Annotated in this window: 11 protein-coding genes and 1 tRNA gene; 2 read left to right on the forward strand and 10 right to left on the reverse strand. The window is 67.9% G+C overall.

All coding sequences use genetic code 11. The features are described from left to right. Nucleotides 1-5 precede the first annotated feature (5 nt). On the forward strand, nucleotides 6-1,277 hold the full coding sequence (locus tag G6N33_RS09585) for a YibE/F family protein (RefSeq protein ID WP_044512761.1): 1,272 nt from the start codon (nucleotides 6-8) through the stop codon (nucleotides 1,275-1,277). Here the strand turns inward: G6N33_RS09585 and rfbA are convergent. The 9 genes from rfbA to G6N33_RS09630 all read right to left on the reverse strand — a co-directional run bounded on the left by rfbA (nucleotide 1,228) and on the right by G6N33_RS09630 (nucleotide 11,715). Beyond that, complete coding sequence (gene rfbA / locus G6N33_RS09590; RefSeq protein ID WP_044509544.1) at nucleotides 1,228-2,094, reverse strand: glucose-1-phosphate thymidylyltransferase RfbA; 867 nt, start codon at nucleotides 2,092-2,094, stop codon at nucleotides 1,228-1,230. The genes G6N33_RS09585 and rfbA overlap by 50 nt on opposite strands. A 16-nt stretch (nucleotides 2,095-2,110) precedes the next feature. Continuing rightward, nucleotides 2,111-2,485, reverse strand: a complete 375-nt coding sequence (locus tag G6N33_RS09595) for a nuclear transport factor 2 family protein (RefSeq protein WP_044509543.1) — start codon at nucleotides 2,483-2,485, stop codon at nucleotides 2,111-2,113. Nucleotides 2,486-2,538: 53 nt separating this feature from the next. Then, the gene (locus G6N33_RS09600; protein ID WP_044509542.1) at nucleotides 2,539-3,294 is read right to left on the reverse strand and encodes a maleylpyruvate isomerase family mycothiol-dependent enzyme; all 756 of its coding nucleotides are present in this window, start codon (nucleotides 3,292-3,294) and stop codon (nucleotides 2,539-2,541) included. 25 nt (nucleotides 3,295-3,319) lie between these two features. Beyond that, on the reverse strand, nucleotides 3,320-4,645 hold the full coding sequence (locus tag G6N33_RS09605) for a UDP-glucose dehydrogenase family protein (protein ID WP_101528433.1): 1,326 nt from the start codon (nucleotides 4,643-4,645) through the stop codon (nucleotides 3,320-3,322). Nucleotides 4,646-4,734: 89 nt separating this feature from the next. Further along, nucleotides 4,735-6,291, reverse strand: coding sequence for a DUF7159 family protein (locus G6N33_RS09610; RefSeq protein WP_170310403.1), 1,557 nt, complete (start codon nucleotides 6,289-6,291; stop codon nucleotides 4,735-4,737). Nucleotides 6,292-6,441: 150 nt separating this feature from the next. Next, on the reverse strand, nucleotides 6,442-7,968 hold the full coding sequence (locus G6N33_RS09615) for a DUF7159 family protein (RefSeq protein WP_081662160.1): 1,527 nt from the start codon (nucleotides 7,966-7,968) through the stop codon (nucleotides 6,442-6,444). Nucleotides 7,969-8,147: 179 nt separating this feature from the next. After that, on the reverse strand, nucleotides 8,148-10,367 hold the full coding sequence (locus G6N33_RS09620) for a DUF7159 family protein (protein WP_163771497.1): 2,220 nt from the start codon (nucleotides 10,365-10,367) through the stop codon (nucleotides 8,148-8,150). 86 nt (nucleotides 10,368-10,453) lie between these two features. After that, on the reverse strand, nucleotides 10,454-11,026 hold the full coding sequence (gene dcd, locus G6N33_RS09625; RefSeq protein ID WP_044509540.1) for a dCTP deaminase: 573 nt from the start codon (nucleotides 11,024-11,026) through the stop codon (nucleotides 10,454-10,456). Nucleotides 11,027-11,067: 41 nt separating this feature from the next. Continuing rightward, the gene (locus G6N33_RS09630; RefSeq protein ID WP_081662159.1) at nucleotides 11,068-11,715 is read right to left on the reverse strand and encodes a hypothetical protein; all 648 of its coding nucleotides are present in this window, start codon (nucleotides 11,713-11,715) and stop codon (nucleotides 11,068-11,070) included. A 150-nt stretch (nucleotides 11,716-11,865) separates the two neighbouring features. Between G6N33_RS09630 and G6N33_RS09635 the strand changes: the two genes are divergently transcribed. Next, nucleotides 11,866-11,939: transfer RNA gene (locus tag G6N33_RS09635), tRNA-Gly, on the forward strand. 15 nt (nucleotides 11,940-11,954) lie between these two features. On the opposite strand, the gene G6N33_RS09640 is transcribed toward G6N33_RS09635, so the two are convergent. Then, nucleotides 11,955-12,329: a hypothetical protein gene (locus G6N33_RS09640; protein WP_044509539.1), complete on the reverse strand. Its 375-nt coding sequence runs from the start codon at nucleotides 12,327-12,329 to the stop codon at nucleotides 11,955-11,957. Between the last annotated feature and the right edge of the window lie 36 nt (nucleotides 12,330-12,365).

Consider the following 12,365-nt stretch of genomic DNA (forward strand, 5'->3'; position numbering starts at 1 on the left):
ACCGGGTGACTCACTCGCACTCGCACAATCTGTCGTCAGGTCCCTCTCCGTTCGGGCCGCTGCCCGCGAAGATCGTCGTCGGCTTGTTGGTGGTGATCGGGATAGCCGTGCTCGCTGGCGCGGCGCTGCTGTGGCCCAGCCACCAGCATGTCGACATCCCGATGCCATATCAGAATGCGACCGGCGGGGCGGTGAGCACGCAACGGGCACACGTGCTCTCCAGCGGGCTGGGGGACTGCGGCAGCCCGTCGGCCAATCAGGTCCTCACCACGGCGCCGCAACCGGCAGTGCCGGGCAGCGGGCGATGTGTCGAGACGCTGGTCGCGATCGATTCGGGACCGAATGCGGGCGCGACGACGCTGCTGGAGTCCTCCCCAGGTCCGGGTCAGCCGCAATTCGCGGCCGGCGACCACATCCGCGTCGTCCGCCAGGTCGACGACCAGGGCGCCACCAGCTACGCGTTCTACGACTTCGAGCGGGGCTGGTCGCTGGTCGGGCTGGCGCTGGCCTTCGCGGTGGTCATCGTGGCCGTCGCACGGTGGCGCGGGCTGCTGGCGCTGGTAGGCATCGTGGTCGCGTTTCTGGTGCTGGTGACGTTCCTGCTACCCGCTTTGCGCGACGGGGCACCCGCGGTCCCGGTGGCCCTGGTGGCGTCGGCAACGATCCTCTATGTCGTCATCTATCTGGCGCACGGGGTCAGCCTGCGCACCAGCGCCGCCCTGCTGGGCACCTTGTCGTCGTTGCTCTTGGCTGCCGGATTATCTTGGGCGGCAATTGAATTGGCGCATCTGACTGGGTTGTCGGATGAGCAGAACTCGGCGGTCAGCGCGTATCTGGGCAGTGTGTCCATCAGCGGACTGTTGCTCGCCGGATTCATCATCGGATCGCTGGGTGTCCTCAACGACGTGACCGTGACGCAGGCGTCGACGGTCTTCGAGCTCGCCCACCTCGGTGGCGACACGTCGCGGCGGGCGATCTTCCTGAGCGCCATCCGGGTGGGGCGCGATCACATCGCCAGCACGGTGTACACGCTGGTGCTGGCCTACGCCGGCAGCTCGCTGCCGTTGCTGTTGTTGTTCAGCGTCGCGAACCGGTCGCTGAGCGATGTGCTGATCAGCGAGAACGTGGCCATCGAGCTGGTGCGCTCGGCGGTCGGCGGAATTGCGCTGGCGCTATCGGTTCCGCTGACGACGGGGATCGCGGCGGTGCTGGCCAGGCCGGAGGGCGTCAGCCCCGCTCCATCAGCTCCAGCAGATAACCACCGTATCCGGACTTGAGCATGGTGTTGGCTCGGGTGGCCAGCTGCTCGTCAGTGATCCACCCCTGCCGCCACGCGATTTCCTCAGGCACCCCGACCTTGAGGCCCTGCCGGCGCTCCAAGGTGCGGATGTAGTCGCTGGCGTCCAGCAACGAGTCGAAGGTGCCGGTGTCCAGCCAGGCGGTGCCGCGGGCCAGCACCTCGACCGAGAGCCGACCGCGGTTGAGGTAGATCTGATTGACCTCAGTGATTTCGTATTCGCCGCGCTCGGATTTCTTTAATCCCTTGGCGATCTCGACGACCTCGTTGTCGTAGAAATACAGGCCCGGAACCGCGTATTTCGACTTTGGCGTTTCAGGTTTCTCCTCCAGTGACAGCGCCATCCCGTCGTCACCGAATTCGACGACACCGTATGCCGACGGGTTGGCCACCCAGTAAGCGAAGATGGCGCCACCGCTGACCTTTTGGAAGCGACTCAAATTGGTACCCAGTCCCGGGCCGTAAAAGATGTTGTCGCCCAACACCAAGGCCGCCGAGTCGTTGCCAATGTGCTTGGCGCCCAAGACAAAAGCCTGGGCAAGGCCGTCGGGTCTTTCTTGCTGGACGTAGCTGAGGTTGATTCCGAATTGCGAGCCGTCGCCGAGGAGTCGCTTAAAGCCATCCGCGTCATGCGGGGTGGTGATCACCAAGATGTCGCAGATTCCGGCCATCATCAGCGTGGACAGCGGGTAGTAGATCATCGGTTTGTCGTACACCGGCAGCAACTGCTTGCTGATGCCCATCGTGATCGGATGCAGACGCGTGCCCGAGCCGCCGGCCAGAATGATTCCGCGCATGTATGGCTCCTATGCCTTAGGTGACGAGGTCGTCCTCGGTCAGTTCGGTAGCCGCCAGCGCCGACGCCAGGTCCTGGTGACGGAAAACCGAGGTGACGCGATCGTGGACCACCCGGAACGCCAGCGCGTTGGCGGAGTCCGCGCGGGGGTCGTCGGCACCACCGATCTTTAGCTCGGCGACGACGATGCCGTCGTGCACATACATCCGCCCGAGCTCTGTGCTGGCGCGCTGGGCGTTGGCCCAACTGCGCAGCGCCTCGTGACCTTGTTGGGCACCGTGCGCGTCGGCCAGGTCGATGTCGTCGCTGGATAGGGTTGCCAGGGTCTCGGTGTCACCGGCATTGAGCGCGTCGTGCCACGCCAGCACGGTGGCGATCTCCGAAGTGGTCATGTTCTGCAAGTTACCGTGTGCCCGATTTCGAGCACGCGGTTTCCCCGGCGTTGTCAGAGAGGCGTGCACTCCACCCAGTGTTGCCACACGGCGTCGTCGCCGAACGTCTCGATGCCGATTGCGGCAAGCGAGGTTCGCCGGGTCATGGCGAGCAATAGCTCGGTGGCGCCGCCGCGCACGGCCAACGTGCCCTTGCCATGCTCGTGTGCCCAGGTGATGCGCCCGCCCGACACACGGACCGTCCATTCACCCGTTTCGCCGAGCCCGGGATCGGTGGCATGCAAATGCAAGGTGCGCCCATCCTCGAGCGGCAGCGGGGTCCCGTTGGCGCCGGCCTGGACGGAGATGCGGTCAAGGAACTCCGAGATTCCATCGGCCGCGATGTCGGGTTGGAGGACAAAGTCGCGGCCCAGGGCGAAGGCCGCATCCGCGCGATGCACCGCCGCTTCGTGCAGCCGGCGGCGAATCCACCAGTTTGCCGGACGCTCCCCCAGAAACGTCCACACCGGTGTCTCGACGCCGGACAGTTCGACGGCGTCGACGAGAAGCTGCGCCCCGCCGTGCAGCCAGGAGATCGCGTCGGCCGGGTCCGGCGGCGGTTTGCCCCCTTCGACGCTGCGCAGATCGAGAGGCTGATCGAGACGGTCCCGCACGATTTGCGCCGCCCAGCGATCGCCGCGGCCGACATGCCGCAGCAGTTGATTGACACTCCAGCCCGGGCACGTCAGCACCGGGACGGACTGGTCGACACCATCGAAAAGTGCCGCAAACGCACGGTTTTCGTCTAGAAATGCTGCCGCGTAATCCACGGGATCAGGCTACTCGCCCCACCGGTTAGGGCCGCCGGGCGCCGAGCCGGAACACCCGCCAGCCCGCCTGACTCCAGCGCGCCGCGTCCAGGCAGTTCCGGCCGTCGACGACGACCCGGGCCCGAACCGCGTCGGCAAGGTCGTCTGGGTCGAGGCTGGTGAACTCCGGCCACTCGGTCAGGACCAGCACCGCGTCCGCGCCGTCGCACGCATCGGTCACCGAGACCGCGTAATTCAGCGTCGGGAACAGACGGCGCGCGTTTTCCAGGGCTTTCGGGTCGTAGACGTTGACCGCGGCGCCGTTGAGTTGCAGCTGGCCCGCCACGTTGAGCGCGGGTGAGTCGCGCACGTCGTCGGACTCGGGTTTGAAGGCCGCGCCGAGCACGGCGATGTTGGCGCCCAGCAGGGAGCCGCCGCACGCCGTGGTGGCCAGCTCGACCATTTTGGTGCGCCTGCGCATATTGATGCTGTCCACTTCGCGCAGAAACGTCAGCGCCTGATTGGCCCCGAGTTCACCCGCCCGAGCCATGAACGCCCGGATGTCCTTGGGCAGGCAGCCGCCGCCGAAGCCCAGTCCGGCATTGAGGAATTTGCGCCCGATCCGCGAGTCGTAGCCCAGCGCGTCGGCCAGCACCGTGACGTCGGCACCCGCGGCCTCGCATACCTCGGAAACCGCGTTGATGAATGAGATCTTGGTTGCCAGAAAGGCGTTGGCCGATACCTTGACCAATTCCGCTGTCTGCAGATCGGTGACCAGAAACGGCACGCCGGCGCCGAGGAGCTGGGCATACAGCTCGCGGACGACGGCCTCCGAGCGCACCGAATCCGGTTGGATGCCAAGTACGATGCGGTCCGGTTCCAGGGTGTCGGCGACCGCGCGCCCTTCGCGGAGGAACTCAGGGTTCCATGCCACCTCGACGTCCACGCCCGCCGGCGCCAGTGCGGCGGCGCGTTGACTCAGCTCCGCGGCTGTGCCCACCGGCACCGTCGACTTTCCGACGAGCACTGCCGGCCTGGTCAGGCACGGCACCAGGGTGTCGATGACGGCGTGCACATGGGAAAGGTCGGCGCCGTATTCACCCTTCTTCTGCGGGGTGCCGACACCCAGGAAATGCACGTCGGCGAAGTCGGCCGCCGCGTGGTAGTCGGTGGTGAAATGCAGCCGCCCTGCCGCCAGGTTTTCGGTCAGCAGTTCTCGCAGCCCGGGCTCATAAAAGGGAATGTCCCCCGCGGCGAGCTTGGCGATTTTTCCGGGGTCGACGTCGACGCCGATGACTTCGTGTCCGAGCTGCGCCATCCCGACTGCGTGCGTGGCACCCAGGTATCCCGTGCCGAAGACGGTGCATCGCATACCACCGTGTCTAGGGGGCCGCGATGAGCTGACTGCATCGCGGCGCTAAGCGGCAGGCAAACGGGAGGTGACAGGGTGGCGGCCGCAAACTACCGGCGGCCGAATCCGCCGTGACCGCCGCCGAAACCACCGTGACCACCGCCACCCGGGAAGCCGCCACCATGGCCGCCGCCGGGGAAGCCGCCACCGCCGGGGAAGCCGCCACCGCCGGGGAACCCGCCACCGTGACCGCCGCCGGGGATACCGTCGCCGCCACGCCCCGGGTCGCCGGGGATCAGGCCACGACCGGGGTTGCCGCCGCCCGGCCCAGGGCCGATCGGCCCACCGGGGATGCCGATCACCGGAGGGATCGGCAGCGGGATGGGAACCGGGATCGGCGCCACGGGAGCGGGAGGCGGTGCCGCCGGCACCGGGACCGGTGCGGGCGCCTCGGGTATCGGGGCCGGCGCTTCCGGGACGGGCGCGGGAGCCTCGGGCACCGGAGCGGCAACGGGCGCCTGCGGTTCGGGCGCCGGAGCCTGCGGTTCGGGCGCCGGAGCCTGCGGCGCCGGGGCAGGTGCCGGAATGGGGGCCGCCTCGGGTGCGGGGGCCGCGGGGGCCGGAGCCGCGGGCGCGGGTGTGGCCGGGGCGACGATGTTCTGGCTCGGAGCCGGTTTCACACCCGACGTCGGCCGGATTGCGACCGCCAGCGACACCACGAGGGCCGCAACCCCCACGATGAAGATCGCCGCCACGATGCTACCGACCAGTCCGAACGACCTGCGGTCGCGATACTCGGTCAGCGTGGTGGCTGCGGCGTGCTCGCCGGTGTAGGCGTCGGGGTAGTCGTCGGGAACGGCGCTGTAGGCCAGTGCTCCCTCGCCGGAATCTGGGGTGTCGAAGTAGCCGGGGGCAACGGCGAACGGGTCAATCGCGCCGGTGCCCGGGTCTTGGGCGTAGGCCTGCGCCGCAGTGGATGACGAGAACAGTGGCGCGTGCGCCGACGCCAGCGCCGCTCCGCGGGCCAGCGCGGTGTCCGGCTCCTCGGGCATTGCGACCGGAAGCGTAGTCGCGGCCTCCAGGGCCGGCTTGATCAGCGGGATGTCGACACCGGAGCCGACGACGAACACCGCGCCCGGGCGCGTTTCGAGCGCCTCGGCCTCCGAGACCATCGTCGCCAGCTGGGCGACAGCCGCGTCGTCGTCGTCGGGCAGGGCCTGGCGGTGTACGTCGGCGATCGACCCGTCGGCGGTGTCGACGAGCGCGAGCGTCGCGGTGTCGGGCTCGATGAACAGCAGCGCGGTCTGCGCGTAATTGGTCTGGTTGCCGACCGCCTGGGCAAGAGCGGCCGCAGCCAAAAAGGCCGAGACCAGCATGACGTTCTCGACCTTGTGGGCGGCCAGCGCGTCACGCAGCGCGGCCGCTTCGGTGGGGTCGGTCCAGGTGACGCCGGTCGACGTCAGCTGGTAGCCACCTTGGGCCGCGCCTTCCTGTGTCCCCAGGATCGCGGAGACTACTTGATTAGCGGCGGTGGTCGTTGCGGCATCGTCGTCCGAAGCGACGTCGAAGTTGTCTTCGTCGACAGTGGCGCCGTCTCCGTTTTCACCTTCGACCAGCACCATCCGGACTGCCGTCGGCGCCATCGACACACCCAATACGGTGTCCAATGCCCCTCCATTGTCGTTTGCTCGACAGTGACGTAGGGATCGCCGTCATCGCAGGCTCCGGCTACCTCGAGACGTCGCGGGTCCCCACCCTGTATTCCCCCAGCCGCCGATTTTACGCGCGTCCGGTGAGCCTCGCCGGGGGCGAACCGGTCATCGGTGTCCGAAGCCACCGAAGCCGTGGCCGCCGAACCCGCCGAATCCGTGCCCGCCGAACGGTCCATGCCCGCCGAACGGACCCCGGCCGAACGGACCACCACCAAACGGCCCATGGCCGCCGAACGGACCATGCCCACCGAACGGACCGCGGCCACCGAACGGACCACCACCAAAGGGGCCCTGGCCACCGAACGGACCGCGCCCGTGAAATGGGCCACGACCGCCGCCGACCGGCCCGCGGGGTCCGGGCACTTGACCGAACGGGCCCTGCGGCACAGGAGGCCGCAGCGCCGGGATGTGCGGGACGATTACCGGCGGTGCTATCACCGGGGGCACGATCACCGGCGCCGGCGGAGCCGCGGGGGCCGGAGCCGGCAGGGGACGAGGCACGGCAACCGGTGCGGGCGCCGCAACCCGTGGTTTCGGGACTGACGCCGCGGGCGGCGGATGCGGGGAATGTGCTGGGACGATGACGTTTTCGTTGGGGTCGGGCCGCAAGGCGACGGTCGGCCTGATGCTGATGGCCAGCGCAATTTCCAGCGCCACCACCGCGGCGATGAAGATGACCGCCAATGTGCTGCTCACCAGCAGGATGGATCTGCGACGCTGAACCGACTCATCGACGCCCATGACGGTCTGCGGGTCGTCGTCCTCGTCGGGCACTGCGCTGTAGGCAACGTTGGGTCGTCCCGGACGAAACTCAGCGATAGGGTCGGCAGCCGCCCGGTGGTCGGGCAGGTACCCGGGGATCGGTCCTAGCGACGGGCCGGCGAGGGCCAACGGGTCCACCTCGCCGGTGCCGGGGTCCAGCGCGTAAGCCAGCGCCGCGGTGGAGGAGGCGAACAACGGCGCGTTCGCCGACGCCAACGCCGCGCCGCGGGCCAGCGCCGTCTCCGGTTCGTCGGGCACTGCCAGGTCCAGGGATGTCGCGGTCTCCAACACCGGTTTGATCAGGGGGATGTCGACGCCAGAACCGACGACTACCACCGCCTCCGGTTCGGTTTCCAGCCGCTCGGCGGATGACACCAATTCGGCGAGTTGCGCCACCGCCTGGTCTTCGTCGTCCGCCAAGGTCCTGCGGCGGACGTCCGAGATCGAGCCGTCGGCGGAATCGACCACCGCCAGTGTGGCGGTATACGGCTCAACGAAAAGCAGTGCCGCCCGCCTGTAGTGGGTGGCGTCGCCAACCGCCTGCGTCAGTGCTGCCGCGGCCATGAAGGCCGAGACGAGCATGACGTTCTCCATCTTGTGGGTGATCAACGCGTCGCGCAGCAATGCGGCTTCGACGCGATCGGTCCAGGTAACCCCGGTGGACAGCAGCTGGAATCCGCCTTCGGCGGCGCCTTCTTGCGTCCCCAGGATGGCCGAAATCACCTGAGCGGGCGCGCTCGTCGGTGCCGCATCGCCCGCTACCTCGAAGGCGTCCTGGTCGACGGCGACTCCGTCGGCGTTCTCCCCTTCGACAAGGACCATGCGGACTTTCGTTGGCGCCATTGACACGCCCAGCACGATGCCCACCACGGCGTCGAAACTCCCCCTGAGTTCGTTCGCCGCCCGGCGGTCGTGCGCGCGGGCGGCATGTTCGTGACCTTGGCCGGGCCCCCCTCGCGCCACGACCAATGCGGGCTCGAAATTGACCCGATGATTCGACCCTACTCGCGGTTCGTTAGGCGCGGTAAGTACCTGTCGGCCGAAAATTGCTAGCGGTGGCCGCCGCCCCCGCCGCTGTGGCCGCCGCCTCCGCCGATGCCACCGCCACTGTGGCCACCACCTCCGCCGATGCCACCGCCACTGTGGCCGCCACCGAAACCGCCTCCGCCACCAATGCCCCCACCACCGATGGGGCCGCTGGGCGCATGGCCGCCGCCGATGGGACCGCTGGGCGCATGGCCGCCACCAATCGGGCCGCTAGGAGGACGACCGCCGCCGGCGCCGCCACCAATCGGACCACTAGGCGCATGGCCGCCACCGATCGGACCACTCGGCGGACGACCCCCGCCGCCCACACCGCCACCGATCGGACCACTCGGCGGACGACTGCCACCGCCGACACCGCCACCAATCGGACCACTCGGCGGACGACCGCCACCCCCAATCGGAGCACTGGGCGCATGACCGCCACCGCCCGCACCACCACCGCCGATCGGACCACTCGGCGGACGACCGCCACCCCCAATCGGACCACTCGGCGGACGACTGCCGCCGCCGACACCGCCACCAATCGGACCACTGGGCGGACGGCTGCCGCCGCCGGAACCCGTACCCGGCGGCGGGTTGTGCCCACCACCCGGACCACCCGGACCCGAACCCGGCAACTGACCCGAACCACCACCATTCGCCCCGCCTGAACCCGAACCAGGCGGCGGAAGGTGGCCACCACCGGGGCTACCGGGAGCCGTCTGTGGAGGAGTCGGACGCGGCGGCAACTGCGGAACACCGCCGGGCCCTTGCGAAGGCGGGTCCGGGACGTGGACAGGGGGCTGCGGCAGCACAGGTGGTCGCGGCAGCACGGGTGGTGGCGACACCACGGGTTGTGGCGGCACCACAGGTTGGGGCGCCACCACGGGCGGCGGCACTCGAACCACCGGCGGGCTCATCAACCAGCTCGGCGAAGGCAGGCGAATCGGGGGCACGGGAACCGGCACCGGCACCGGCACGGCGACCGGCACTGGCGGACCCGCAATCGCGGGAGGAGCCGCGGGCAACGGCGGAGGAGCCGCGGGAGGCGGGGCCGGCGGCCGTGGTGCGGCGACCTGTGGGATGAGCGGTTTGGGTGCCGCGACAGGTGTTTCCAGCCTGATCTTGGGCTGTGCCTGTGCTTCGACGGCTGGCGCCGCGGGTGCGGGCTGGGTCGGCACGATCAGGTTCTGGTTCGGACTGGGCTGGACGGCCACATCCGTCGTGCGAATGCCGATCGCCAGGGCAATCTCAAGTGCGACCACTGCGGTGATGGCCACCACGGCCATCCCACTGCCGACCAGCAGCATCGGCCTGCGGCGTGGCTGCTCGTCATCCGGATTGCCAAGATCACGAGGGTCGATGACGACGGTCGGTGCATCGGCATCCTCATCCGGCACCAGGCTGTAGGCCAGCTCGTCGCCGGATTCGGCACCGGGAAGATAGGAGACGCCAAAGTATTCGGGCATGGCGTGCGGGTCAATGGTGCCGGTGCCCGGATCCTGGGCGTAGGCCAGCGCCGCGGTCGATGAGGCGAACAACGGCGCGTTCGCCGACGCCAGTGCGGCGCCCCGGGCCAGTGCGGTCTCGGGTTCCTCGGGTGCGCTGACCGTCAGCGCGGTCGCCGAGTCCAGCGCGAGCTTGATCGGCCCGAGGTCGACACCCGAGCCGATCAGGAACACCCCGCCTGGGGCGAAGTCCCGGTCGTCTAGCCAGGACAGCATCCCGGTGAGTTGCGCGGTGGCCTCGCCATACGACTCGGCGACGATCTGTTCCTTGTAGACGTCGGTGATGGATCCGTCGGCGGTCTCGACGACGGCCAACGTGGCAGTGTCGGGTTCCACAAAGAGGACGGCGGTGCTCTCGTAACCCATTGCGCCGCCGACGGATTGGCCCAATGCCGTGGCCGCCAGGAACGCCGAGACCAGCATGACGTTTTCGAGCTTGTAGCTGGCCAGCGCGTCGCGCAGCACCGCGGCATGCAGCTGGTCGGTCCATGTCACACCGATCGAGGACAGCTCGAGCCCGGCGTCGGTAGCGCCCTCCCGGGTACCCAAGATTGCCGAGATCACCCGATCCGGGACGGCCGTGGGCTGGGTGTCGTCGGGCGCGGGGAGTGAGAATCCATCCTCTTCGACGACGGCTCCGTCGGCGTTTTCACCTTCGACGACGATCATCTGGACCGAAGCCGGTGCGATTGACACCCCGAGCACGATATCCAAGACGAACCACTCCAAAAGCATTGCGCGGCAAGCTAAGCCCGGGCGGAGATGCAACCACGGACCACTCCATACTTGCGCAGGAAGGCTGTGCGGATACCCAGCCGAAGCTATGTGGTTCTTATGAAGTTCTCGTAGGAGCGCGACGGTGTCGGGCCCCGCTGACCCTGATACTTCGAGCCGACCCGGGAACTGCCGTACGGGTGCTCGGCGGGGCTGGTCAACCGCAGAATGCACAACTGTCCGATCTTCATCCCAGGCCACAGGGTGATCGGCAGGTTCGCGACGTTCGACAGTTCGAGGGTGATGTGGCCGGTGAACCCCGGGTCGATGAAGCCCGCGGTCGAGTGCGTCAGCAGTCCCAGCCGGCCCAGCGACGACTTGCCTTCCAGACGCCCGGCGAGGTCCTCGGGCAAGGTGAATAGTTCGAGGGTCGACCCGAGCACGAATTCACCCGGGTGTAAGACGAACGGTTCCCCAGCGGCGGGTTCGACCAGCGTCGTCAGCTCGTCCTGCTGCTTGGCGGGGTCGATGTGGGTGTAGCGGGTGTTGTTGAACACCCGGAACATGCTGTCGAGGCGAACGTCGATGCTGGACGGCTGCACCAGGGTGTCGTCGAATGGGTCGATGCCCAACCGACCGGCGGTGATTTCGGCCCTGAGGTCACGATCGGAGAGCAGCACGCGACGAGCCTAACCGTTGCGGTGTGCTCGTAGTCCCGCGATTAATCGGCGAGATACATCTCGCCACCCCGAGGGTAGCCGCCGCCGGTCGTCGTGACGTGGACATGGTCGAAATGGCCCAGCCGGCTCGGTTGGGCGCCCCCGGGCGTGTAGTAGACGCCGCGCCAAATTGCGTCCTGAATACCGAACCGATGCGCGTTGCCCAGCACATACGCGACGATCTGGTTGCCCAGCGCAATGCCCTGGGCACTGCCGGGGTTGGGGATCATCACGTCGAGCGCCAGGCCGAGGGGATGCCAGGGCAGGGCGTCCGGCCGCACGCCGCCGATTTCGTGAATCTCGGGGAACTGCGCACTGATCGCTCGGGACACCAGGATCGTTCGAACTTGCAGGCCCTGTTCGGAGGCGAGCCCGACCGGCAGGAACCGGGATCGGACGTGGTAGCGCGACGCGGCCGGCTGCCGGTCGGCGGCGCCCAGACCCGCCGCACCGTGCGGCAGGTTCGCTTCGGCCGCCACGATTTCCAAACGGCTCGGCTCGGCGTCGTCAATAACGGGTTTGGCTTCCGCTTGGGCCGTTAATGGACCGACATCACCGCCCACCGCGAAAGAGATTGCCGTGGTCGCCAGCAGCGCTGCCAGGGCTACTGGCGACTTGCGTCGCTTCCTGGCTAATCGGTGTCGACCCACGGGAAGCAGATTACGACATGATCACGAAAGAATAAATGTGGGCATTTTAAAATTGCCGCAATAACTGCATTCCCTCGCCCCGCGCGGCGGGATCTGAGCTGGCCGCACACCTTGGTGCTAGCCTTTCCTCGGCGACCGCGCCGATGTAGTGCCGATGTAGTTCAATGGCAGAACATCAGCTTCCCAAGCTGAATACGCGGGTTCGATTCCCGTCATCGGCTCCACGAGCTGAGTCTGTGCTACTGCATCCGCCGAAGAAGGTCGGTCAGCTGAAACATCGCCGACAAGAGCATGCCCTCGACCTGCAACTGTTGACCCGGCGGCAAATTTCGAGTCTCGGCCTCGACCATGGGGGCCTCTTGTTGTAGAGCCTTCAGCCGCTGATTCCGCTCGCCCGGGCTGAGGGTCTCCCAATTGTCGTGCAGATCGGCGATGTGGCGCTGAAAGTCCTGCACCGCTACCAGCGGATCGGGATCGACAACGGGACCGGGCGGTGGCTGCAGCGGATAGCCGTGGGCCGGCGGCGGACCGGTCACCGTGTCTGCATGGGCGGTGCTCGCTGTCAGCGTTGCGCTGACCAGAAGAGCGGCAACTGCCGTGGCGGCAATCCTCATGGGAACTCCCTCGGGTGGTCATTTACCTCGTCCCGG

The organism is Mycobacterium simiae, from assembly GCF_010727605.1.
In the GTDB taxonomy this organism is placed as follows: Bacteria; Actinomycetota; Actinomycetes; order Mycobacteriales; family Mycobacteriaceae; genus Mycobacterium; species Mycobacterium simiae.

Coding starts and splice junctions, on each gene's coding strand:
- G6N33_RS09595 (WP_044509543.1), bottom strand. CDS start 2,485: ATGACCACTTCGGAGATCGCCACCGTGCTGGCGTGGCACGACGCGCTC.
- G6N33_RS09605 (WP_101528433.1), bottom strand. CDS start 4,645: ATGCGATGCACCGTCTTCGGCACGGGATACCTGGGTGCCACGCACGCA.
- G6N33_RS09620 (WP_163771497.1), bottom strand. CDS start 10,367: ATGCTTTTGGAGTGGTTCGTCTTGGATATCGTGCTCGGGGTGTCAATC.
- G6N33_RS09640 (WP_044509539.1), bottom strand. CDS start 12,329: ATGAGGATTGCCGCCACGGCAGTTGCCGCTCTTCTGGTCAGCGCAACG.
- rfbA (WP_044509544.1), bottom strand. CDS start 2,094: ATGCGCGGAATCATTCTGGCCGGCGGCTCGGGCACGCGTCTGCATCCG.